We start from the raw sequence: 22,993 nt of genomic DNA, 5'->3' as shown, positions 1-22,993 counted from the left end.
AGCCGTGATAGCTCGGGGAGCGGAAGACGGGCATGAGCCAGATCCCGTCGACGCCGAGCGAATTCTGCGATTCGGGGTTGCCGTCGTTGAGATAGTCGAGGCGCGAGGTCAGGCCATTGAGGTCTCCGATCCCGTCCCCGTCGGAGTCCTGGAAGCTGCGCACGAAGACTTCGTAGAAGACGCCGCCGGGAACGGTCGAAAGCGCTGGCGCCGGAGCCACCGGAACGATCACCTTCGGTCGTTCGGGAGCCGCCGAGAGACAGGCCAGGAGCCCGGCCGCCGCGGCTACGGCGGCCGTGAGGCGCGATCGCATGATCGACCGATTATAGGAGCGGGGCCCGCCGGTTACCTGATGCGTCCGGTGAGCGCCGAAAGCCGGCAAAGCCGCGCCGCGATGTCCGGCGACGCGGAGCCCGCCGCCATCTGCCAGACCCAGTTTCCCTCCGCCTTTCCCGGCGTGTTCAAGCGCGCCTCGCTCGCGAGCCCGAGAACGTCCTGAAGCGGCACGACGGCCGTCTCGGCGACCGAGGCGAGGGCGGTCCGCACGAGATCCCAGGCGAACTCCCGGCCGTCGCTCCCCGTGTAGTCGCGCGCGCGCCGCCGCTCCTCGTCGGAGGCGTGCTCGTACCATCCGCGCGCGGTGTCGTTGTCGTGCGTTCCCGTGTACGCGACGCAGCGGGGAACGTGCCGATGCGGCAGGTGCGGGCTGTCGTCGGCCGCGAAACCAAACTGCAGGACCCGCATGCCCGGGAATCCGAGGTCGTCGCGGAGCGCGACGACGTCCGGAGTGATCACGCCGAGGTCCTCGGCGACGAACGGGAGGCCGCCGATCGCCGCCCGGGTCGCGTCGAAGAGCTCCGCTCCCGGACCGGAACGCCACTCGCCGGCGACCGCCGTCGGCTCCGATGCCGGGATCGCCCAAAATCCCGCGAACCCCCGGAAATGGTCGATGCGAACGACGTCGGCGACGCGCAGGTTGGCGCGGAAACGGTCGATCCACCACGCGAATCCCTGCTCACGGCAGGCGTCCCATCGGTACAGCGGCGTGCCCCAGCGCTGGCCGGTCTCGCTGAAGTAGTCAGGCGGGACGCCGGAGACGGCGGTCGGATGGCCGTCCGCGTCGAGCTCGAAGAGCTCGCGGTGCGCCCAGACGTCCGCGCCGTCGTGCGCGACGTAGATCGGCATGTCGCCGAAGATCGCGACGCCGTGCTCCGCGGCCCGGCGCCGGAGGGCGTCCCACTGGCGAAAGAAGAGAAACTGGACGAACGCCTCGCGGTCGACGGCCTCCCGGAGACGATCGCGCGCGGCGGCGAGCGCGTCCGGCTCGCGGCGCGCGACGGGGGCCGGCCATTCCGTCCACGGCGCGCCGGTGTTCTCCTCTTTCAGGGCCGTGAAGAGCGTCCAGTCGTCGAGCCACGGAGCCTGCGCGGCGTCGCGGCGGAACACCTCGAAAGAGGCAGTCTTTTCGGCGTCGCCGCGGCGGACCAGACGCTCCCACGCCCGTTCGAGCACCGCATCGCGCAACTGCGCCGCCGCCCCGGAATCGCCGAGGTCCGCATCGTGCGCGAGGTCGCCTTCGGCGACCCATCCCTCCTCGGCCAGGCGCTCGGGGGAGACCAGGTACCGGTTCCCGGCAAACGCCGAGGCGCATCCGTACGGGGATCCGCCGTATCCGCAGGGCCCGAGCGGAAGCATCTGCCACAGCGAGACGCCGGCGCCGCCCAGCCACTCGAGGAAGCGGTCCGCTTCCGGGCCGATCTCGCCGAGGCCGAAGCGGCCCGGGAGCGACGTGGGATGGAGGAGGATCCCGGCTCGCCGTTCCATCAGCGACTGAATATAGGAATTCGCGGCCGGAAGCACGATGCAAACCGGCACCCCGACCCTGCCGCGGGGATAAATCCGCCGTTTCTCCCACGAGACGTTCCCGTTCGTCGCTTTTTCTGTTGGATTTGGAGCTTCGTGTTTCGAATTTTCCGCCGCGGAGGCGGCCGCTTCACTCTCTTCCGGCGAGCTCCGGGTCGGGCTTGTCGGAGGCGACCGGCTTCCGGGAGCGGGTGTCTTCGCGCTGCGACTGGCGTGCGGCGGGGACCCACGCCTGCTCGAAATACTCGCCGATCATCCGGTCCGTGGAGAAGAGCGTTCCGATCCGGTCGATCGATCCGCGCATCTTCTCCACCCAGCCGCGCGGCACGCCCTCCGCGTCGCGGTGCCAGAACAGCGGGATGACCTCGCTCTCGAGCACGGTGTAGAGCGCCTGCGCCGTGAGGTCGGCGGGCGGATGGTCCTGCGCGAGCCCGAACGTGAAACCGGTCTCCTCCCGCGGCGCTTCGTCCCACCACCCGTCGAGCGCGGAGAGATTCAGCACGCCGTTCATTCCCGCCTTCATCCCGGAAGTCCCCGACGCCTCGAGCGGGCGCTCGGGGTTGTTCAGCCACACGTCGCACCCGGAGACGAGCAGGCGGGCGATGTCCACGTCGTAGTCGGGAAGGAACACGACGCGGCCGCGGAAGCGGTCCTCCTGCGCGAACGAGACGATCCGGTGGACGAGCTCCTTGCCGGGCTGGTCGTGGGGATGCGCCTTGCCGGCGAACACGAGCTGCAGCGGGCGTCCTTCGGCGTGGATCAGGCCGGCGAGGCGATCGGAATCGGTGAAGACGAGGGGCGCGCGCTTGTAGGTCGCGAACCGGCGGGCGAACCCGATCGTCAGCGCCTCGGGGTCGAGGACGTCGGCGCCGAGGATCTCGCGGCACCGCGCGACGAGCCGGCGGCGGAGACCCTGGTGGCGGCGCCAGATCTCGCCGGCGTCCGGACGCCTGGGATCGTCGAAGCGCATGTCGGATTCGGTCCACGTGTCGCGGTGGACGCCGTTCGTGATCCCGACGATCGGGACCTCGTCGACGGGGGTCTCCGGCGTCATCTTCTGCCAGAGCCCCCGCGAGACGCGCGCGTGGAGCTTGGAGACCGCGTTCGTCTTGCCGGAGAGCCGGAGCGCCAGGGCCGCCATCGAGAAGAGGTTCCGGACCGGGTCGACGATCTCGCGGCCGAGGTCGTAGAACTCGTCCGAAGAAAGCCCGAGCTCCTCCGCGCAGGCCCCGAAGTAGCGGTCGATCATCTCGCGGGGGAAGAGGTCGATTCCCGCCGGGACCGGCGTGTGCGTCGTGAAGACGTTGCCGGCCGCGCCGGCGCGGCGCGCCTCCGCGAACGTCCGGCCCTCCTCGACGAGGATCTGGCGCGCGCGCTCGATCGTCGCGAACGCGGCGTGCCCCTCGTTCAGGTGCCGGACCGTCGGTCGCCACCCGAGCGCGTCGAGCGCGCGCATGCCGCCGATGCCGAGCAGGATCTCCTGCTGGAGCCGCGTCTCGACGTCGCCGCCGTAGAGGCGGCGGGTGATCGCGCGGTCGGCGGGCGAATTCGCGTCGATGTCGGAGTCGAGGAGGACGAGCGGCGTGCGTCCGACGCGCGCGAATCGGACCGCCGCCGAGAGGCGCCGGCCGGGGAAGTCGACCGCGATCTCGAGCGGGATGCCGTCGCCGTCGAGGATCGTCGCCAGCGGAAGCGAATCGGGCTCCGCGGCGGGGTTTCGCTCTTCCTGCCGGCCTTCCTCCGAGATCGTCTGGCGGAAATACCCCTCGCGGTAGAAGAGGCCCACGCCGACGAGCGGGAGGCGCAGGTCGGAGGCGGACTTGAGCGTGTCGCCCGCCAGGACCCCCAGCCCGCCGGCGTAGATCGGGAGGCATTCGGCCACCCCGAACTCCGCGCAGAAGTAGGCGATCCGCTCGCCGCGCTCGGAGAGCTCCCGGGCGGCGGCGATCGGCGACGGGGCGCGGTCCGCCTCGTCGAGCGCGCGGCGCGCCGCCTCGACCGCCGCGGCGTAGGCCGGGTCGCCGGCTGCGGCCTCGAGGACGCCCGCGGGAAGGCGCTGCAGGAGCGCGACGGCGTTCTGCTTCGTCGCCGTCCAGAGCGCGCCGTCGAGCCCGTCGAAGAGCCGCCCGATTTCCGGCCGCCAGGTCGCCCGAAGATCGAACGCGAGATCGGCGAGCGCGCCGATCGCCTTCGGGAGCTCGGGAAGCGGGGGATGTCGCCGGTGAGGTGTTTCCAAACGGCGGGGGAGCATATCAGACCGGCGGCCGTTCCTTCGCCGGAACGAACTCGACGGCCGTCGCGTCCGCGGCCGCCGAGGCGCCGGCGGGCACGATCGCGTGGTCCGGGATCACCGCGTTCTTGCCGAGCGTCGTGAGGAGCGGCGGCTCGCCCGCTCGGCCGATCGCGCCGATCCGCGCGTGGCGGCCGACCCGGACGAACTTGTCGACGATCGTCCGGCGGATGCGCGCCCCGCTCTCGATCACCGCGCCCGACAGCACGACCGACTCCCGGACCACCGCGCCCGGTCCCACGACCACGCCCGGGGAGAGGACGCTCTTCTCGACCCGCGCGCCGGGCGCGATCACGCAGCCGTCGGTGACGAGGCTGTCCTCCACGGTGGCGCCCGCCTGGATGCGGACGGGAGGCTGCTCCTCCGAAACCGTGTGGACGATCCACGCCCGGTCGTTCAGGTCGAAGGGCGGCGGCGTGCGGAGGAGGTCCATCTGCGTCCGCCAGTACGCCTCGATCGTGCCGACGTCGACCCAGTACCCGCCGAACGGGTAGGCGAAGACGCGGAGACCTTCCTGGATGAGGCGCGGGAGCACGTCCTTTCCGAAGTCGTGGAAAGAGTCGCGCCGGCGGCCGTCCTCGTTCAGAACGCGCGAGAGGAGCGGCGCGCCGAAGATGTAGATCCCCATCGAGGCGAGCGTGCCCGGCGGCTCGGCCGGCTTCTCGACGAACTGCGTGACGCGCCCTTCCGCGTCGGTCGCGAGGATCCCCATCCGGGTGGCCTCCTCGCGGGAGACTTCGAGCGTCGCGATCGTCACGTCGGCGCGCCGCGAGGCGTGGAAGCCGATCATCTCCGCGTAGTTCATCTTGTAGATGTGATCGCCGGAGAGCACGAGCACGAGATCGGGGGAGCCGCGTTGCACGAACGAGAGGTTCTGGTACACCGCGTCGGCGGTTCCCTTGTACCAGTCGGTCGCGAGGCGCCCGCGATACGGCTGGTAGATCTTGACGCCCCCGGTGAAGCTGCGGTCGAGGTCCCACGGACGGCCGGCGGCGATGTGCTCGTTGAGGGAATGGGGACGGTACTGGGTGAGGATCATCACGTCGAAGAGCCCCGAGTTCACGCAGTTGGAGAGGGTGAAGTCGATGATCCGGTACTTCCCCGCGAAGGGAACGGCGGGTTTCGCGCGCTTGTCGGTGAGGACGCCGAGACGGGAGCCTTCGCCGCCCGCGAGGATGACCGCCCGCGTCTTCATCGGGCGACGCTCTCCTGCCGCCGCGCCGCGGCCCGATCGTACAGCGCCGCGTAGGCGCGGGCGGACCGCGTCCAGGAGAAGTCCTGCGCCATCGCGCGGAGAACGAGCGCCCGCCACTGTGCCGGACGCCGGTGCATCGCGCGGGCGCGTTCGAGCGCGCCGGAGACCGCCTCCGCGTCGAGGGGGCCGAAGAGGAAGCCCGTCCCGTCGGGCCCCGCGGCGTCGCGGATCGTGTCGGAGAGCCCTCCCGTGTCGCGGGCGACCGGCACGGAGCCGTACCGCATCGCGATCATCTGGGTGAGGCCGCAGGGCTCGTACCGGGAGGGGATCAGGAACAGGTCGGACCCGGCGTAGATCCTGCGGGCGAGATCGGGGTCGAACCGGAACCGCACCGCCGCCCGCGACGGATGCGCGGCCGCGAGCTCGGCCAGGCGCGATTCGATCGCGGCATCGCCGGAGCCGAGCACCGCGAGTTGCCCGCCCGAGCCGAGCCAGCGCGCGAGCGCGGGCGCCGCGGCGTCGAACCCTTTCTGGTGGTCGAGACGGGCGACGACGCCGACGATCGGCGCCTGCGGGTCGGGATCGAGCCCCAGCTCCCGCCGGAGGGCTTCGCGGTTTTCGCGCCTCGCGTCGAGGCGGCCGGCGTCGAACGGGCGGGCGAGCGCGGGATCGGCGGCCGGATCCCAGACGGCGAGGTCGATGCCGTTCAGGATGCCCGAGAGGCGGTCCGAGCGGGAGCGCAGGAGCCCGTCGAGGCCGCATCCGAATTCCGGCGTGAGGATCTCCCGCGCGTAGGTCGGACTGACGGTGCTGATCTCGTCGGCGCGGGCGATCCCCACGGGAAGAAGCGCGCCGCGCGCCCAGTCGGGAAGGCCGTCGCCCGTGACCGGGATGCCGTAGTCGGCGAGCGCCGCGTCGGCGCCCGTTCCCATGTACGGGAGGTTGTGGATCGTCAGGAGCGACGCCGTCCCGCGAAAGAACGGATCGCCGGACGCTTCGGAGAGCCAGGCCGCGGCGGGCGCCGCATGCGAGTCGTGGCAATGAACGAGATCCGGCTGCCACCCGGAGTGCCGGCAGAACTCCAGCGCCGCGCGGGAGAAGAACGCGAACTTCGGGCCGTCCTCGTCGATCCCCCTTCCGTACACGCGGCCATGGCGCGGTATCGGCGATCCTCCCACGAGGAAGAACGGGAAGCCGTCCGCCTCCACCCGCGCGACCGACGCCCCCTCCGCGCCGTGGGCGGACGGGACCGAGAAGCGGGCGACCGGCACGGGCGCGAAGCCGCGCTCCTCGACCGGCGTCGCGTCGGGAATCGCGACGCGAACGTCGAGGCCGAGAGCGGCGAGCGCGCGCGGAAGGGACCCGGCGACGTCTCCCAGGCCCCCGACCTTGGCGAGCGGCGCCGCTTCGGCGGCGAGAAAGAGGACGCGCACGCGGCAATCATATTGAGATCCTGACCTTTGGGCGGGTTTCCCTCCCGCCGGACTTTGCTACACTCGACCGCCTTATGGCGTTATTCAGTGGAAAACCCGCCGACAGGCCGCCGACGCCCCCGGGAGCGCCGGCGCCGCAACCCCCGCCGTCCCGTCCCGCTCCATCCGTCGCCAGCAAGGGAGGAAAAACCGTGATCGGAAGCCAGATCAAGGTCGTGGGCGAGATTTCCGGAGACGAGGACGTCGAGATCCTCGGCCGAGTCGAGGGGACGATTCTGCTCAAGAAGGACCTCGTGATTTCGAGCGCGGGGACGGCCGACGCGAAGATCCACGCCAAGAACGTGACGATCGCCGGCAAAGTGAAGGGAGACGTCACGGCCGACGAGCGCGTCGAGCTCCTCGCTTCGGCGTCGCTCGAGGGGAACATCCGGGCGCCGAAGATCGTCATCTCGGAAGGGGCGCACTTCCGCGGCAACGTCGACATGAGCACGCGCCCCGAAGGCGGGCGCGGCCCGGAGCCCGGCAGACCGGCGGCGCCGCCCGCCCCCGTGCACGAGAGCAAATGAGCGGCAGCGACGACCTGAATTTCATCGGGGGACGCTGGGTCCCCTCGGCCTCCGGAAAAACCTTCGAGAATCGAAACCCCGCGGACCGGGACGACCGGGTCGGCCGGTACCAGAGATCCACGGCAAAGGACGTCGACGACGCCGTCGCGGCGGCGCGCAAGGCGTATCGCGCCTGGCGGCTCACCCCGGCGCCCAAGCGGGCCGAGTTCCTGTTCGCCGCGGGCGACATCCTCAAGCGGCGCAAGGAGGAGATCGCCCGCCTCATGACGCGCGAGATGGGGAAGGTCCTCGTCGAGACGCGCGGCGACGTTCAGGAGGCGATCGACATGGCGTTCCTCGCCGCCGGCGAGGGAAGACGCCTCTTCGGCGTGACCGCGCCGTCGGAGCTCGCGAACAAGTTCGCGATGGCGGTGCGCGATCCCATCGGCGTGTGCGGCTTCATCACGCCCTGGAACTTCCCGATCGCGATTCCGGCGTGGAAGTCGATGGCGGCGCTGATCTGCGGGAACACGATCGTGATCAAGCCGGCGACCGACACCCCCGCATCCGTCATCGAGCTCGCGAAGGTGTTCGTCGAGGCCGGCCTGCCCGACGGCGTCTTCAACGTCGTGACGGGCACAGGCTCGGAAGTCGGCGACCCGATCGTCCACCATCCGGAGGTGAACGTGATCTCGTTCACCGGGTCGACCTCGGTCGGCAAGGCGATCGGCGTCGAGTGCGCGAAGCAGAACAAGCGCTTCCATCTCGAGATGGGGGGGAAGAACGCGATCCTGATCATGGACGACGCGGACCTCGACCTCGCCGTCGAGGGCGCGGTGTGGGGCGCGTTCGGCACGACCGGGCAGCGCTGCACGGCGTCGTCGCGGCTCCTCGTCCATCGCGCCGTGCTCGCGGAATTCGAGGGGCGGCTCGTCGCGCGTGCGAAGAAGCTCAAGGTCGGCAACGGCCTCGAGGAAGGCGTCGACATGGGACCGTGCGTCTCGGAGTCGCAGCGCGAAACCGTCGCGAAGTACGTCGAGATCGGCCGGGGGGAGGGGAAGCTCCTGACGGGCGGCCGGAAGCTGACCGACGGCGCCTGGGCGAAGGGGTGGTTCCACGAGCCCACGATCTTCGAGGCCCGTCGCGACGCGCGCGTCTCGTGCGAGGAGATCTTCGGGCCGGTCACGACGATCATCCCGGTCGATTCCCTCGAGGAGGGGATCGACGTGGCCAACGGCGTCGCCTACGGCCTCTCCGGGGCGATCTACACGCGCGACGTGAACAAGGCGTTCACGGCGATGCGCGACTTCGAGACCGGGCTCTTCTACGTGAACGCGGCGACGATCGGCGCGGAAGTCCACCTCCCGTTCGGCGGGGTCAAGGACACCGGCAACGGGCACCGCGAGGCGGGGGTCGCGGGGATCGACGTGTTCTCGGAGTGGAAGTCGATCTACGTGGATTTCTCCGGGCGGCTCCAGAAAGCCCAGATCGACACGTAGGCAAGGCGCGGCGATGCATCGAGCCGGGCGGGCGCGTGCGCCACGACCCGCGGCCTAAACGTACGCCCCGGGACGCCGCGGCCGCGGGCTCGGGCGCCCGCATCCCGCCGGGCTCGCGCCTCACCGCGCCTGGAGCGGATCGGGGATGAGCCGCCGCGATCCGTCCCGAACTGGCCCGCCGGATCTTCCCCCGACCCCGGCTTTCCTCTAAACTCTCGCGGGTTCCAGAAATGAACAGCGAGGTGGCAGGATGATCGTCGGCCTCCCGAAAGAGATCAAGGACAACGAGAACCGCGTCGGGCTCGTTCCGGCGGGTGTCGCCGCGCTGACGAAGGCGGGGCACGAGGTGATCGTCGAGAAGGGCGCCGGCATCGGCTCCGGGATCGAGGACGCCGAGTACGCCGCGGCGGGCGGGCGGGTCGTCGCAGCGGCGGACGAGGTCTTCGCGCGCGCGGAGATGATCGTGAAGGTCAAGGAGCCGATCGAGCCGGAGTACGCGCGGATGCGCGCCGGCCAGATTCTCTACACGTACCTGCATCTGGCCCCCGCCGGGAAGCTCACCGACGTCCTTCTCGAGCGGAAGGTGACCGGGGTCGCCTACGAGACGATCACCGGCCGCGACGGGGCGCTCCCGCTGCTGACTCCGATGTCGGAGGTCGCGGGGCGGATGTCGGTGCACGTCGGCGCCTACTACCTCCAGAAGTCCAACGGCGGCCGGGGCGTGCTCCTCTCCGGCGTGCCGGGCGTTCCTCCCGCCGACGTCGTGATCATCGGCGGCGGCGTCGTCGGCACCAACGCCGCGCGGATCGCTTCCGGGATGGGGGCGGACGTGACGATCCTCGAGACCTCCCCCGACCGGATGCGCGAGCTCGACGACATCTTCCTCGGCCGGGTGAAGACCGTCGCGTCGAACCCCCACACGCTCGAGGCCGGGTGCCGGCGCGCGGACCTCCTCGTCGGCGCCGTGCTCATCCCGGGCGCCGCGGCGCCGAAGCTCGTGACGCGAGAGCTGATCGGCGTGATGAAGAAGGGGGCCGTGGCGGTCGACGTCGCGGTCGACCAGGGCGGATGCTTCGCCACCACCCACGCGACGACGCACTCCGACCCCGTGTACACGATCGACGGGGTGATCCACTACTGTGTCGCGAACATGCCGGGGGCGGTCGCCCGCACCTCCACCTTCGCGCTGACGAACTCGACCCTGCGCTACGCGCTCGAGCTCGCCGGCAAGGGCTTCGCGCGCGCGGTCTCGGAGAACGCGAACCTCGCCAACGGCGTGAACACGTACGACGGGCGGATCACCTACGAGGCGGTCGCGCAGGCGCAGGGGAAGCCCTACACCCCGCTGTCGGCGCTGCTCAAGGGCGCGGCCGCGACCTCGCGCGCCTAGGGCAGCCGGCGCGGCGGCCCCTCCGGGGATCGCGAGGGCCGCGCTTTCAGGCCGGGAGCGATTCCACCAGCTCCCGAAGGTCCGCCGGCCAGGGCGCTTCGACGTCGACGGTCTCGCCCGTGACCGGATGCCGGAACGCGATCCGTTCGGCGTGGAGCGCCTGGCGGGGAAACTCCGCGAGACGTCTCTTCAGCTCCGCGTCGCGCACCTTCTCGTAGCGCGGCCGCCCGTAGACGGGATCGCCGACGACCGGGCAGCGGATCGCGGCCAGATGCACGCGGATCTGGTGGGTGCGCCCGGTGACGAGCGTGAGCCGGAGCAGCGAGAGATCGAGCCCCGGCCACTCCCGCTCGATCGCGTAGAGGGTCTTCGCTTCCCGGATCGCGGGCGGGGAGGGCGCGGCGAAGCCCTTCATCTTCTTGCGATCCTTCGGGTCGCGCCCGATCGCGAGCGCGATCGCTCCCTTTCGGAGCGGCGGCCGCCCGGCGGCGAGGGCGACGTACTCTTTCCGGATCTGCCGTTTCTTCATCTGCCGCGCGAGCGATTCGTGCGCGCGGTCGGTCTTGGCCACGACGAGGGCGCCCGAGGTCTCGCGGTCGAGGCGATGGACGATGCCGGGGCGGAGCGGGTCGCCTCCGGCGGGAAGGTTCTCGCGGCAGTGGTGGAGGATCGCATTGGCGACCGTCCCGGAATGGTGCCCGGGCGCGGGATGGACGACGAGGCCCGGCGGCTTGTTGAGGATCAGGAGCTGGTCGTCCTCGAACAGGATCTCGAGGGGAATGTCCTCGGCCAGGAGCGCCGTTTTCGGCGGCGCGGCGGGGACGTCGAGCTCCACCGTCTGTCCGTCCGCCGTCGAGCGCGACGGGCGGAGCTCGACAACGCCGTCCACGCGCACGGCGCCTTCCTCGATGAGCTTCTGGAGGCGGGAGCGGGAGATGTCGCCGCAGACGCCGGCGAGGAAGCGGTCGAGCCGGCGTCCGGCGGTCCCGCGCCCGACGGAATAGCGGCGGATGGTCACCGGCGGGGGCGGTCGCCGGCGGCCGGGATTCAGGCCTCCTGCCCGGCCATCGCTCCCCGTCGCCGCAGGACGAAGAGCATCACGATCGAGGCGAGCGCCATGAGTATCCCGATGAACTGGGCCGTCGAGAGCACGCCGGGGACCACGAAGCCCCGGACGAGGTCGCCCCGGAACTCCTCGATGATGCCGCGCGTCAGCGCGTAGCCGAGGACGTAGATCCAGAACACCTGGCCGTCGAACTTCTTGTGCCGGTAGACCCACTCGCAGATCGCGAAGAGCAGCAGCGCGTTCAACGACAGATAGATCTGGGTCGGATGGAGCGGGACGTTCAACGGCGTCCCGACGGCCTCGTGCGCGAACGGGTTGCGGAAGGTGATCGCCCAGGGGACGTTCGTCGGCTTGCCGTAGCAGCACCCCGCGGCGAGGCATCCCCAGCGCCCGATCGCCTCGCCGAGCGCGATCGACGGCGCGGCCATGTCGGTGATCCGCCACATCGGAAGGCGGTGCCGGCGGATGTACCAGAGCCCCACGACCGTCGCGGCGATCAGGCCTCCCTGGAACACGCCGCCCGAGCGGATCAGCTCGGAGGCGCTGGCCGGGTCGGCGAGGTATTCCTTGAAGTCGACGATCGCGAGCAGCACTTTCGCGCCGAGGATCGCCGCCGCGAGGATCGCGATCGAGAGATCCGAGATCTCGTTCTTCGGCAGCCCTTCACGCTCCGCCTTCCGGGTCAGCAGCCAGATCGCGACGAGGTAGGCGATCGCGAGCATCACCCCGTAGGTCGGGAGGTAGAACGTGCCGATCGAGATGAGCTTGGGGTGCATTCAGCGCGGCCGGGAAGGGGAGGGGCTCACGGCGCGCTCGAAGCCGGAGGGGCGGACGCCGGCGCCTTCTGTCGGAGCATGTCGAGCGCGAGGAGGCCGACCCCGACGCAGATGGCGGAGTCCGCGACGTTGAACGCCGGCCAGTAGTGCCCGCGGATTCCGAAGAGGAGGAAGTCGACGACGTAGCCGAACCGGACGCGGTCCACGAGGTTGCCGACCGCGCCCCCGAGCACGAGCGCGAGGCCGAGCTGCAGCCGCACGCTCTTGAAGTGCGAACGGAATGCGTAGAAGCTGACCGCGACGAACGCCGCGACGGCGACCGCGTTCAGGAAGATCGACTTGAGGGACGACTCGAAGTTCGCGAAGAGCCCGAACGCGGCCCCGGAGTTGCGCACCGAGGTCAGCAGGAAGAAATCGCCGAGGACCTGCCGCGAATCGTGCAGGCCGAGCGACCGGGTGATCGTCCCCTTGCTCCACTGGTCGAGGAAGAGGACCGCGATCGAGACGAGGAGATAACCCGACCGGTAGAGGGTGTTCTCGGAGAGGATCGTCTTCTTCTTCACGGCGCCGCGCCCGCGCTCACGCGTCCGTCCTCCGAGAGAACGCCGCGGCAGCGCTCGCAGACGCCTCCCTCCGGAACCTCGGGACGGACCTTCCAGCACCGGGCGCATTTGCGTCCCGGGGCGCGCCGGAACGCGAACGTCAGCCCGGGATAGGCGGCCGACGCGATCTCGAGCGGGCCGGCGCTCTCGTCGAGATCGGAGACGATGAAGAAATCGGCGAACGGAAGGCCTTCCCACCCCGTCTCTCGACGGTCCTCGGCGAGGGCCGGGTCGGCGGAGAACGTCAGCGCGGCCTCGAGCGAGGAGCCGATCACCCGCTGCTTCCGGCGATCCTCGAGGACTTTCGTGACCTCTTCGCGCAGGCTCAAGAGACGCTCCCAGGCGCGTTCGACCGGTTCGGGCAGGGGTTCGGCATCCATGCGGCCAAAACGCTCGAGATGGACCGATTGTTCCCGCTTTCCCGGGAGCGCCTCGTAGATCTCGTCGGCGGTGAATGGGAGGATCGTCGCGGTCAGCATGGCGAGGCGACGCCCGATCCGGTACAGGGCGGTCTGGGCCGACCGGCGCTCGGGCGCCGCGGCGGCCGACGCGTAAAGGCGATCCTTGAGGACGTCGAGGTAGAGCGAGGACAGCGACACGACGCAGAAGTCGTGAATCGCGCGGACGCCGACGTGGAACTCGAATGCCTCGAACGCCGCGCGCACCCGGCGCTCGAGCTCCGACGCCCGGGCGACCGCCCAGCGGTCGAACGGCAAGAGCGCGGAATCCGCGAGGGCGTCGCGCTCCGGGTCGAAATCGAAGAGGTTCGAGAGCAGGTAGCGCCCGGTGTTGCGGATCTTCCGGTACGCGTCGGAGGTCCGCGCGATGATCTCGGGGGAGAGCGGCTGGTCCTCCCGGTAGTCGAGACCGAGAACCCACAGCCGCAGCACGTCGGCCCCCTCCCGCGCCACGATCTCATGAGAAGTGATGACGTTGCCGAGCGACTTCGACATCTTGCGGCCCGCCCCGTCGACCACGAACCCGTGGGTGATCACGGTGCGGAAGGGGGCGCGCCCGCCTTCCAGCGCGACGGACGTGAGGAGCGACGACTGGAACCATCCGCGGTGCTGGTCGTGGCCCTCGACGTAGACGTCGGCCGGCCAGCGAAGCTCCGGCCAGACGCCGGATTTCAGGACCGCCTCGTGCGAGACGCCGGAGTCGAACCAGACGTCGAGGACATCGCGCTCCTTGACGAACTCCGTTGCGCCGCAGGAGCAGCGGAATCCATCGGGGAGGAAGGCGGCCGCCGGGCGGTCCGGGTCGAACCACGCGTCGCCGCCCGCCTCGCGGAACGCCGCGACGACTTTCGCGAAGAAGGCGCCGCATGCGTCCGGGTCCTTCGGGTCGGGGAAGACCGCCCGGCAGGAATCGCAGTAGACGACGGTGATCGGCGATCCCCAGCGGCGCTGGCGCGACACGCACCACTCGTGGCGGTTCTCGACCATTCCGCCGATTCGCTCCGCTCCCCACGCCGGGATCCACCGGACCCGGCGGATCGCCTCCGCGGCGCGTTCCCGGATGTTCTCGCCCGGTTTCTCGAGATCGACGAACCACTGCTCGGTCGCGCGGAAGATCACCGGATTGCGGCACCGCCAGCAGTGCGGGTACTCGTGGCGGTAATTCGGGTCGGCGTGGACGAGGGCGCCGGCTTCCCGGAGGTCGTCGACGATCCGCGGGTTCGCGTCGAGCACCTTCGTCCCCCGGTACCGCGGCACCTCGTCCGTGAAGCGGCCCGCGTCGTCGACCGGCGAGAGCACCGGGAGACCCTCCCGCTGCCCGGTCCGGAAATCGTCCTCGCCGTGCCCCGGCGCCGTGTGGACGAGCCCGGTGCCCGCGTCCATCGTGACGTAGTCGGCCGCGACGACGCGATGGACCTTGGACGGGTCCTCGACGCGGCCGCGCGCGTCGGGAGGGAGGGGATGCTCGTACCGGAGCCCGACGAGCGCGCGGCCGGGGATGGTCGCGAATGCAGCGACCCCCGTCGCACGGTCCCATTCCTTGAGCCTCTGGACCACCGGGCGCAGCCTCTCGGCCACGATCCAGAGCCGTCCTTCGGCCGGAAAGATTGTGTATTGTTCCTCGGGGTGGACGGCGATCGCGAGGTTCGAAGGGATCGTCCAGGGCGTCGTCGTCCAGATCAGCGCGAACGGTCCGGTGAAGTGAGCATACTGGCCTAGCGATCCCTGTACTTCGTCGAGGCCGAAACGCTCGAGGACCTCCGCGCGATCCACGAACTGGAAGCCGACGTATATCGCCGGATCGCTCTTCTCGGAGTACTCGAGCTCCGCCTCGGCCAGGGCCGTGCGGTCGGTGAAGCACCACCGGATGGACTTGAGCGCCTTGTAGACGAGCCCCTTCCCGTAGAAGTCGCCGAAACACCGCGCGATCTCGGCCTCGTACGGGAATGCCATCGTGAGATACGGCCGGCTCCATTCGGCGAGGACGCCGAGCCGCTGGAACTCCTCCATCTGGATCGCGACGAACTTCTCCGCGTAGGCGCGGCAGGCGCGGCGGATCTCGAGGTCGGACATTTCGCGGCGCTTGCCCCCGAGCTCCTTGTCGACCTGGCGCTCGATCGGGAGTCCGTGGCAGTCCCATCCCGGGACGAAGGGCGCGTCGAATCCCTCCATCGTCCGCGACCGGACGATCGCGTCCTTGATAATCTTGTTGAGCGCGGTTCCCAGGTGAGTGTGCCCGTTGGCGTAAGGGGGGCCGTCGTGGAAGATCCACTTCTCGCGTCCGGCGGACGCCGCCCGGACCTTACCCTCGAGATCCATCGCCTTCCACGCGGCGAGGCGCTCCGGCTCGCGCCGCGCGAGCTCCGCCTTCATCGGAAAGGTCGTCGACGGAAGATTCACCGTGGACTTGTAGTCAGGCGCGTCGCTCATGGGTGCACGAATCGTCCAAGGTAACAAGGTCCCCCGGGAGCAGTCAAGAATTCGGCGGCGCGCAGACGAGGAGCACGGCCGCGGCCGCGGTGCGCTCCGTATGGGTGATCGTGACCTCGGCCGAGGCGACCCCGAGGTCGTCGGCGAGGTCCCGCGCGCGCCCCCGGAAGCGAATCGACGGCTTTCCGGACGGCTCGCGGGCGACGACGATCTCGCGGAACGAGAGGCCCCGGAAGCCCGTGCCGAGCGCCTTCATCGCGGCCTCCTTGGCGGCGAAACGGCCGGCGACGTGCTGCGCGAACGCGCCGGGATGCCGGCGGCGCCGCTCGAGCTCGCCGGCGTTGAAGATCCGCTCGAGGAACGTCTCCCCCCAACGGTCGATCGCGCGCGCGATCCGGTCCACCTCCGCGAGGTCGAGGCCCAGCCGGACCGAGAAGGGGATCACGAGAGGCCTTCGAGGCCGAAATAGCGCGCGATGCGGGAGAGGAGGGATCCGGGATCCTCCGCGACGGTCGACCGCGGCGTGCTCGCGAGCGCCGCCTGCGTCTTCTGGCGCCGTCCCTCGATCAGCCGCGAGATCTCGACGGCGAGCTGCGGACGGTCCTTCAGGAGCGGCGCGAGGGCGTCCTTGTCGATGCGGTAGAGGCTCGCCTCGGTGCGCGCCTGGACGGTCGCGGTCCTCGGCTCTCCCGTCAGGAGCGCCATCTCGCCGAAGGCGTCGCCCGCCGACAGCGTGCCGACTTCGACCCGCGCCCCGTCGCCGTCGTCGACGAGAACGGCGAGCTCGCCCGAGTCGACGACGTACAGGGAGTCCGCGAGAGCCCCCTGCTCGACGACCGGCTCGCCCGCCGCGAAGAGCGTGTGTACGAGCCGGCCCCGCAGCGCTTCCCGGTCGGCCGCGCTCAACGGGCGCAGGAGGTCCACGCGGTCGAGGATGTCCGGAGGCGCCGGTGGCTCCGCTTCCTTCCACTCCTTCACGTACTGGTAGCGCGTCGCGATCGGGAACGGCACGGTGATCCCTTCGCGCTTGAACGCGTACCAGAGCCGCTCCCGGATCGCCGATTCGACGGGAAGGAACCAGGAATAGTCCTCGAGCCAGAACCGCAGCTCGTACTGGATCGCGAAGTCGGCGAAGTCCGTGACGAAGACGCGCGGCGGGGGCACCCGCGCCACGCCCGCCACCGAGGCCGCGGTCGTCTTGAGGACGGAGATCGCGCGCGCCGGCGGAAGGGAGTACTCGAGGCCGATCCGGATCGTGGACGCCATCGGCGCCGCCGATCGCGGATACACCTCGAGCTTCTCCCGCGCGGCCGCCCCGTTGGGGAGGAGCACGATCGAGTCGAGAAGCGTCCGGATGCGCACGGCGCGCCACGAGAGCGCCTCGACGAACCCGACGGTGCCCGACACCCGAACGACGTCCCCGACCTGCAGCGTTTTCTCGAGATGGAGCGCCATGCCGGCGAAGAGATTGCCGAGCGTGTCCTGGAGAGCGAGCCCGATCACCGCGGTGATCAGCGCGGACGTCGCGAGCACCGCCGTCAGCCGCACGGCGAGGAGCGACCGGAGCAGGAGAGCGAATCCGACGCTGAAGACGAGGAGCGCGACGAGCTCGCGCAGGAGCGACGGCGCCTCCGTGCGCCGCCGGAGCCGGAAGGCGACGTCGAAGACGAGGTAGTTGACGATGCGGACGATCAGGACGAGGACGGCGACGCCGATCGCGAATTCGCCCCAGTCGTGGCTGGCGTCCTTCAGGGGCGACATCCGGAGTCCCCGCACGAGGAGCACCGCGCCGGCGACCGCCGCCGTCAGGAGGAGCGGTCCGATCACCCGCCGCAGGAAGAGGGGCGCCCGCGGTCCGCTTTTCACCGGTCTCTCGCTTCGCGCACGACCGCGCCCGGATCGGCGGCGTCCTCGAACGCCCGGATCCCGGCGAAACCCGCGATCCGGGCGCGAAAGGGCGCGAGGGCGTCGAGGCGTCGGAGGTCGATGCCGCCGATGACGAAGAGCGAAGCCGATGCGGGCCAGGAGTCGCCCGTCTCCGGGATCGCCGCGGGGGCGAGCGGCGGTCCGAACTCGCGCTTGGATGGGGTGTCGAAGATCGGGCCGAGCAGCACGAGATCGGCGCCCGCCTCCGCGGCGTTGCGCGCGGCCTCGGGGGAATGCGTCGACTTGCCGACGACGAACCCGCGGGGCGTCTCGCGCCGGACCGGCTCGACCGGGAGCCCTTCGTCCGGCAGCACGACGCCGCCGGCGCCGGCGGCGAGCGCGAGGTCGAACCGGGAGTTCGCGAGCACGCGCGGTCCGCCGAGGGCTTCGACGGCGCGGCGCAGGAGCTCGAGCACTCGCCGGTCCGTCGCCGCCTTGTCGCGGACTTCGAAATAGTCGGGAGGGAACGCCCCGAATCCGGCGAGCAGCCGGTCGTAGTCGGCGTCCGAACGCGTCGAGCGGCCGGTCACGCACATCGTCTTCATCGGCTCGCCGTCATCCGCCGGAAGAGGAGCCGGAAGTCGTTGACGCCCGCAACGAGATGGACGAGACCCAGCCCCGAGATGAAGCCGCGGAGGTACGGAGACGCCGGCCCGGCGTCCGGCGCCCACGGGCGGAGGAGGAGATACATTCCGACTCCCGCGCAATAGAACACGAAGAGGATCGTTCCCCCGAAGTTCTTCGTTTCTTCGCGCATCCGGCTCCGGGAATTGTAGCGTGGAATGCGGCGCCCCCCGGGGAACGGCGATAATCGGCCATGGCGAAAACGCCCCCGCTCTTCGTCGTCGACGGCCCCGTCGCCGAGGGCTCCCGGATCGCGCTCGACGCCGCGGGGCGCCGCCACGCGCGGGCGCGGCGGCTGGCCGAGGGAAGCGCCGTCCGGCTGACCGACGGGGCGGGGTGCGAGGCGCGGGGAGTGATCGAGCGGCTCTCGCGCGACGCGTGCGAGGTGCGGGTGCTCGCCGGCGTTGCCCGCGAGATCGGCCCGCCCGGCGTCGAGCTCTTCGTCTCCGCCATCCGCCTTCCGCGGCTCTCGTGGCTCGCCGAGAAGGCGACCGAGCTCGGCGCCGGGAAGGTGACGATCGTCGCGAGCGAGCGCGCGCAGCGCGGCCGCGTCGAGGGGGCGGCCCGGGATCGTGAGCGCCTCGCGCGGATCGCGCGCGCGGCGGCGGAGCAGAGCGGGCAGCTCACGGCGCCGGAGTTCGCCGGACCGGTCGCCGCCGCGGAGGTTCTCGCCCGGGCCGCGGCGGTCTCCTCCGCGCTCCTCCTCGATCGTTCGGGAGGACCGTTCCCCGGCTCGCTCGCGACGCCGGTCGCGCTCTGGGTGGGCCCCGAGGGAGGGTGGAGCGCCGAGGAGCTCGCGGCCGCCGACGCCGCCGGGTGGACGCGCGTGCGGCTTCCCGGCGCGACGCTGCGCGCGGAGACGGCCGCGATCGCCGCGATCGTCCTGACCCTTCGGGCGATTGACACCGCGGCGCGGGCGGGCGGACAATAGCGCGATTCCGGAACCCCCCCGTGCCAGGAGGCGCCCGCATGGCTTTCGAGGACGTCCAGAAGGTGTGGATGAACGGCAAGCTCGTCGACTTCGCCGACGCGAAGATCCACGTCTTCTCGCACGTCGTCCACTACGGATCGGGCGTCTTCGAAGGGACGCGCTGCTACGAGACCGAGCGCGGGCCGGCCGTCTTCCGGCTCCGGGACCACACCGACCGGCTCTTCGCCTCCGCGAAGATCTACCGGATGGAGATTCCCTACGCGAAGGAGAAGATCGAAGAGGCGGTCCTCGAGACGATCCGCGCCAACGGCTTCGACGCGTGCTACATCCGCCCGGTCGTCTACCGCGGGATGGGAACCCTCGGCGTGAACCCGTTCAACTCTCCGATCGACGTCGCGATCGGCGTCTGGAAATGGGGGAAGTATCTCGGGCCCGAGGCTCTCGAGAACGGCGTGGACGCGTGCGTCTCGTCGTGGAACCGGATGGCGCCGAACACGTTCCCCGCGATGGCGAAGGCGACGGCGAACTACATGAACTCGCAGCTGATCAAGATGGAGGCGCTCACCAACGGCTACGTCGAAGGGATCGGCCTCTCGCCCGACGGGACCGTCGCCGAGGGGAGCGGGGAGAACATCTTCCTCGCCCATCACGGCCGGCTGATCACGCCGACCGTCGCGAGCGCGGGGCTGCCCGGGATCACCCGGACGACCGTGATTCGTCTCGCGCACGATTGCGGCATCGAGGTCGTCGAGCAGGTCGTCCCGCGCGAGATGCTCTACATCGCCGACGAGGTCTTCTTCTGCGGCACCGCCTCGGAGATCACGCCGATCCGGTCGGTCGACCGGATCCCCGTCGGCTCCGGCACGCGCGGCCCGATCGTCGAGCGGCTGCAGAAGGAGTTCTTCTCGATCGTCGAAGGGCGCGTCCCCGACCGCCACGGGTGGCTCACGCCCGTCGGCGTGCCGGAGAGGGCCGCCGCCCGCGCGTGAGAGCGGTCGTCCCGTTTCCCGCAGCGTGTTTCCCGGCGTGCCCCGCGGCGCCGGTTCGGGGTTAGTCCCCGGGAAAGGTTCTGGTATGCACATCAACGATCTGCTCCGGATCGCGGTCGAGCGGAAAGCCTCCGACCTGCACCTGAAGGTCGGCGCCTATCCGGTCATCCGCGTGGACGGCACCCTCACGCCGCTGGTCGAGTTGAAGCGCCTGATGCAGGAAGACACGATCGCGATGGCGTTCTCGATCATGAGCGCCCGCCAGAAGGAGCGGTTCAAGAACAACTTCGAGATCGACATCGCCTACTCGGTCCCCGACCTCGGGCGGTTCCGCTGCAACATCTTCCAGCAGCGCGGGACGGTCGGCCTCGTCCTGCGCGTCATCCCGTCGCGCATCCTCGCGGTCCGCGACCTGCTGCTCCCGCCCGTCATCGAGCGCATCTGCTCCGAGCAGCGCGGCCTGGTCCTCTGCACCGGGACCACGGGATCGGGTAAGTCGACGACGCTCGCCGCGATGATCGACCTGATCAACGCGACCCGCAACGAGCACATCATGACGATCGAGGACCCGATCGAGTTCCTCCACCGCGACAAGAAGTCGATCGTCAACCAGCGCGAGGTGGACGTCGACACGAAGGGGTTCTCGGTCGCGCTCCGGAGCGCGCTGCGCCAGGACCCGGACGTGATCCTCGTCGGCGAGATGCGCGACTACGAGACGGTCGAGACGGCGCTCACCGCCGCGGAGACGGGCCACCTCGTGCTCTCGACGCTCCACACGCTCGACGCGACGGAGACCATCAACCGCATCGTGGCGATCTTCCCGCCCCACCAGCAGAAGCAGATCCGGCTCCAGCTCTCCGCGGTGCTGAAGGCCGTGATCTCGCTCCGTCTCATGCCGCGCGCCGACGGACTCGGCCGCGTTCCGGCGGCGGAGATCCTCATCACGACGGCCCTCGTGCGCGACTGCATCGAGAACAAGGAGAAGACCAAGCTCATCAAGGACGCGATCACGGCGGGAACGTCGCAGTACGGCATGCAGACGTTCGACCAGTCCCTCTTTTCCCTCTACAAGGCGGGGCTCATCACGCTCGACGAGGCGTTGAAGCGCGCGACGAACCCCAACGAGTTCCGGCTGAAGCTCCAGGGCATCCAGTCGACCTCGGACGTCGCGCAGGAGGAGATGGACACGGCTCTCCAGGCGCCCGCGGAGGTCGATCCGCTCTCGGAGGAATCGCCCTTCGACTTCTCGAACCAGGTCCCGGGAACGCCCCCGCCGCCCCCGTTCACCCGGGGGCGATGACGGCGTTGCGCCGCCGCGTCGCGCGAGCGCGCCGGCCCGACTCTTCCGAGGATTGCCGGTTCCGGGCGGTGCGCCTCCTGACGGTGAGAGCTCGGTCCCGCGATGAGCTTCGCCGCGCCCTCGAGCTCCGCGGGTTCGACGGGGAGACGATCCGAACGACGCTCGACGCGCTCGTGCGCGACGGCAGCCTGAACGAGCAGGCGGCGATGGAATCGTTCCTCGTCAATCGCGAGGAGCGGTTCTCGCGCGAGCGGCTCCGCGCCGAGATGCGGCAGAGGGGATTTCCGAAGGTCTCGATCGACCGCGCGCTCGCGGGGATCTCCGACGACGACGAGCGGACGCTCCTCGAATCGCTCTGCCGGCGGCGGTTCGACGAGCTGGCGGACCTTCCTCCCGAGAAGCGGAAGAAGAAGGTGTTCGACTTCCTGCGCCGGCGCGGATTCGGCGCGCCGCAGATCCTCGAGACGATGGGAGAGGCGGAGGACTGAATCGGAGCCACGATTCACGCCGAAATCAGAAGCACGAAATCCGAATTTCGAAATTCGAAACAAATTCGAGATTCGAATGACCGAATGCCGGAACGGGAAAGGCTCCCGTTCCGTCCAGGCCTCCGGTCGTCCGGCGAAATCGACAGGTGGGCGTTCGGTTTCATCATTCGAATTTGGAGCTTCGGACCTGTTTCGGGTTTCGAGATTCGGGCTTCGGATTTCAACCGCGACCGCAAATACGACGTCGATCTCCTCCGGGGCGATGCAAAGGGCGTAGTTTTCTGACAGGATACGCGGTTCGGAGGAGCAGACGGCGTGGATTCCCGGGAGATTCGCGAGAGATTCCTGAGGTACTTCGAGGAGCGCGGGCACCGGCGCGTGCCGTCGTCGTCGCTCATCCCCGCCGAGGACCCGACGCTGCTCTTCGCCAACGCGGGGATGAACCAGTTCAAGGACGTCTTCACCGGACGGGAGAAGCGCGACTACGTCCGCGCGACGTCGTCGCAGAAGTGCGTCCGCGCGGGGGGGAAGCACAACGACCTCGACAACGTCGGCTACACGGCGCGGCACCAGACGTTCTTCGAGATGCTCGGCAACTTCTCCTTCGGCGACTACTTCAAGGAAGACGCGATCCGGTTCGCCTGGGAGCTCCTGACCGACGAGAAGAGCGGATACGGTCTTCCCGTCGACCGTCTGTGGTTCACCGTGTACACGACCGACGACGAGGCGGCCGCGCTCTGGGAGAAGGCCGGCGCGGCGGAGAACCGGATCCTGCGGTTCGGCGAGAAGGACAACTTCTGGGCGATGGGGGAGACCGGCCCGTGCGGGCCGTGCTCGGAGATCCATTACTACCGCGGCGAGGACCCGTCGGACCCGGCGAAGAACCGCGCCGATCTCGTCAACGGCCCCGGCGACGAGACGATGGAGATCTGGAACCTCGTCTTCATGCAGTACGAGCGCGGCGACGCCGGGAAGATGACGCCCCTTCCGAAGCCGTCCGTCGACACGGGAGCCGGCCTCGAGCGGATCGCGTCGATCCTGCAGGGGGTCAACAACAACTTCGACACCGACCTCTTCCGCCCAATCGTCGGGCGGATCGAGGAGATCTCGGGGCGGCGTTACCGCGGCGGGATGGAGGTCGACGACGCTCCGTTCCGCGTCATCGCCGACCACGCGCGCGCCGCGACG

The 22,993-nt window shown here is 70.1% G+C and carries 21 protein-coding genes; 8 read left to right on the top strand and 13 right to left on the bottom strand.

Annotation, left to right across the window (positions count from 1 at the left end; genetic code table 11):
* The 5 genes from VKH46_09090 to VKH46_09070 form a co-directional block, all read right to left on the bottom strand.
* On the bottom strand, window positions 1-313 hold a 313-nt coding region (locus tag VKH46_09090; GenBank protein HKB70985.1), incomplete at its 3' end, for an alpha-amylase family glycosyl hydrolase.
* Window positions 314-345: 32 nt separating this feature from the next.
* Window positions 346-1,824, bottom strand: coding sequence for a 4-alpha-glucanotransferase (gene malQ, locus VKH46_09085; GenBank protein HKB70984.1), 1,479 nt, complete (start codon window positions 1,822-1,824; stop codon window positions 346-348).
* 169 nt (window positions 1,825-1,993) lie between these two features.
* Entirely contained in the window at window positions 1,994-4,099 is a 2,106-nt protein-coding gene (glgP, locus tag VKH46_09080; protein ID HKB70983.1) for an alpha-glucan family phosphorylase, read from the bottom strand.
* Window positions 4,100-4,115: 16 nt separating this feature from the next.
* Window positions 4,116-5,348 (bottom strand): glucose-1-phosphate adenylyltransferase, encoded by a 1,233-nt coding sequence (locus tag VKH46_09075; GenBank protein ID HKB70982.1) that lies wholly within the window; start codon window positions 5,346-5,348, stop codon window positions 4,116-4,118.
* Window positions 5,345-6,781 (bottom strand): glycogen synthase, encoded by a 1,437-nt coding sequence (locus VKH46_09070; protein HKB70981.1) that lies wholly within the window; start codon window positions 6,779-6,781, stop codon window positions 5,345-5,347. Before VKH46_09070 ends, VKH46_09075 begins: the two co-directional genes overlap by 4 nt.
* Window positions 6,782-6,972: 191 nt before the next feature.
* On the opposite strand from VKH46_09070, the gene VKH46_09065 reads away from it, so the two are divergent.
* The 3 genes from VKH46_09065 to ald all read left to right on the top strand — a co-directional run bounded on the left by VKH46_09065 (window position 6,973) and on the right by ald (window position 10,215).
* A complete protein-coding gene (locus tag VKH46_09065) occupies window positions 6,973-7,347 on the top strand; it encodes a polymer-forming cytoskeletal protein (GenBank protein HKB70980.1) in 375 nt (124 codons plus the stop codon).
* Window positions 7,344-8,825 (top strand): aldehyde dehydrogenase family protein, encoded by a 1,482-nt coding sequence (locus VKH46_09060; GenBank protein HKB70979.1) that lies wholly within the window; start codon window positions 7,344-7,346, stop codon window positions 8,823-8,825. Before VKH46_09065 ends, VKH46_09060 begins: the two co-directional genes overlap by 4 nt.
* Window positions 8,826-9,075: 250 nt before the next feature.
* Window positions 9,076-10,215, top strand: coding sequence for an alanine dehydrogenase (ald, locus tag VKH46_09055; GenBank protein ID HKB70978.1), 1,140 nt, complete (start codon window positions 9,076-9,078; stop codon window positions 10,213-10,215).
* Between the two features lie 46 nt (window positions 10,216-10,261).
* Here ald and VKH46_09050 read toward each other — a convergent pair whose 3' ends face one another.
* The 8 genes from VKH46_09050 to VKH46_09015 are packed head-to-tail and all read right to left on the bottom strand — an operon-like array spanning window position 10,262 to window position 18,230.
* Complete coding sequence (locus VKH46_09050; protein HKB70977.1) at window positions 10,262-11,233, bottom strand: RluA family pseudouridine synthase; 972 nt, start codon at window positions 11,231-11,233, stop codon at window positions 10,262-10,264.
* A gap of 29 nt (window positions 11,234-11,262) precedes the next feature.
* Window positions 11,263-12,057 (bottom strand): prolipoprotein diacylglyceryl transferase, encoded by a 795-nt coding sequence (lgt, locus tag VKH46_09045; protein HKB70976.1) that lies wholly within the window; start codon window positions 12,055-12,057, stop codon window positions 11,263-11,265.
* Window positions 12,058-12,083: 26 nt separating this feature from the next.
* Window positions 12,084-12,620 carry a signal peptidase II gene (lspA, locus tag VKH46_09040; GenBank protein HKB70975.1) on the bottom strand — a complete coding sequence of 179 codons (537 nt, stop codon included), beginning with the start codon at window positions 12,618-12,620 and terminating at the stop codon, window positions 12,084-12,086.
* Window positions 12,617-15,547 carry an isoleucine--tRNA ligase gene (gene ileS, locus VKH46_09035; protein HKB70974.1) on the bottom strand — a complete coding sequence of 977 codons (2,931 nt, stop codon included), beginning with the start codon at window positions 15,545-15,547 and terminating at the stop codon, window positions 12,617-12,619. Before ileS ends, lspA begins: the two co-directional genes overlap by 4 nt.
* 43 nt (window positions 15,548-15,590) lie before the next feature.
* A complete protein-coding gene (acpS, locus tag VKH46_09030; protein ID HKB70973.1) occupies window positions 15,591-15,992 on the bottom strand; it encodes a holo-ACP synthase in 402 nt (133 codons plus the stop codon).
* Entirely contained in the window at window positions 15,989-17,413 is a 1,425-nt protein-coding gene (locus VKH46_09025; GenBank protein HKB70972.1) for a mechanosensitive ion channel family protein, read from the bottom strand. The genes acpS and VKH46_09025 overlap by 4 nt, the downstream gene beginning before the upstream one ends.
* Window positions 17,410-18,018 (bottom strand): thiamine phosphate synthase, encoded by a 609-nt coding sequence (locus VKH46_09020; protein ID HKB70971.1) that lies wholly within the window; start codon window positions 18,016-18,018, stop codon window positions 17,410-17,412. The genes VKH46_09025 and VKH46_09020 overlap by 4 nt, the downstream gene beginning before the upstream one ends.
* Window positions 18,015-18,230 (bottom strand): hypothetical protein, encoded by a 216-nt coding sequence (locus tag VKH46_09015; protein HKB70970.1) that lies wholly within the window; start codon window positions 18,228-18,230, stop codon window positions 18,015-18,017. Before VKH46_09015 ends, VKH46_09020 begins: the two co-directional genes overlap by 4 nt.
* A 60-nt stretch (window positions 18,231-18,290) precedes the next feature.
* Between VKH46_09015 and VKH46_09010 the strand changes: the two genes are divergently transcribed.
* The 5 genes from VKH46_09010 to VKH46_08990 form a co-directional block, all read left to right on the top strand.
* Window positions 18,291-19,028 carry an RsmE family RNA methyltransferase gene (locus tag VKH46_09010; protein HKB70969.1) on the top strand — a complete coding sequence of 246 codons (738 nt, stop codon included), beginning with the start codon at window positions 18,291-18,293 and terminating at the stop codon, window positions 19,026-19,028.
* 38 nt (window positions 19,029-19,066) lie between these two features.
* Entirely contained in the window at window positions 19,067-20,017 is a 951-nt protein-coding gene (locus VKH46_09005; protein ID HKB70968.1) for a branched-chain amino acid transaminase, read from the top strand.
* Between the two features lie 85 nt (window positions 20,018-20,102).
* On the top strand, window positions 20,103-21,317 hold the full coding sequence (locus tag VKH46_09000; GenBank protein HKB70967.1) for a type IV pilus twitching motility protein PilT: 1,215 nt from the start codon (window positions 20,103-20,105) through the stop codon (window positions 21,315-21,317).
* An 83-nt stretch (window positions 21,318-21,400) separates the two neighbouring features.
* On the top strand, window positions 21,401-21,805 hold the full coding sequence (locus VKH46_08995; protein HKB70966.1) for a regulatory protein RecX: 405 nt from the start codon (window positions 21,401-21,403) through the stop codon (window positions 21,803-21,805).
* A gap of 315 nt (window positions 21,806-22,120) precedes the next feature.
* Window positions 22,121-22,993: alanine--tRNA ligase-related protein (locus tag VKH46_08990; GenBank protein ID HKB70965.1), on the top strand; the 873-nt coding region annotated here is incomplete at its 3' end.

This window comes from Thermoanaerobaculia bacterium (assembly GCA_035260525.1).
Classification (GTDB): Bacteria; Acidobacteriota; Thermoanaerobaculia; order UBA5066; family DATFVB01; genus DATFVB01.
Note: the sequence above shows the minus strand (reverse complement) of the source record. Positions and strands in the feature narration are given on the sequence as shown.

Bases quoted from the DNA above. Each gene is read 5' to 3' on its own strand.
- malQ (HKB70984.1), bottom strand. From the start codon at position 1,824: ATGGAACGGCGAGCCGGGATCCTCCTCCATCCCACGTCGCTCCCGGGC.
- VKH46_09075 (HKB70982.1), bottom strand. From the start codon at position 5,348: ATGAAGACGCGGGCGGTCATCCTCGCGGGCGGCGAAGGCTCCCGTCTC.
- VKH46_09060 (HKB70979.1), top strand. From the start codon at position 7,344: ATGAGCGGCAGCGACGACCTGAATTTCATCGGGGGACGCTGGGTCCCC.
- ald (HKB70978.1), top strand. From the start codon at position 9,076: ATGATCGTCGGCCTCCCGAAAGAGATCAAGGACAACGAGAACCGCGTC.
- lgt (HKB70976.1), bottom strand. From the start codon at position 12,057: ATGCACCCCAAGCTCATCTCGATCGGCACGTTCTACCTCCCGACCTAC.
- ileS (HKB70974.1), bottom strand. From the start codon at position 15,547: ATGAGCGACGCGCCTGACTACAAGTCCACGGTGAATCTTCCGTCGACG.
- VKH46_09020 (HKB70971.1), bottom strand. From the start codon at position 18,018: ATGAAGACGATGTGCGTGACCGGCCGCTCGACGCGTTCGGACGCCGAC.
- VKH46_09015 (HKB70970.1), bottom strand. From the start codon at position 18,230: ATGCGCGAAGAAACGAAGAACTTCGGGGGAACGATCCTCTTCGTGTTC.
- VKH46_09010 (HKB70969.1), top strand. From the start codon at position 18,291: ATGGCGAAAACGCCCCCGCTCTTCGTCGTCGACGGCCCCGTCGCCGAG.
- VKH46_09005 (HKB70968.1), top strand. From the start codon at position 19,067: ATGGCTTTCGAGGACGTCCAGAAGGTGTGGATGAACGGCAAGCTCGTC.
- VKH46_09000 (HKB70967.1), top strand. From the start codon at position 20,103: ATGCACATCAACGATCTGCTCCGGATCGCGGTCGAGCGGAAAGCCTCC.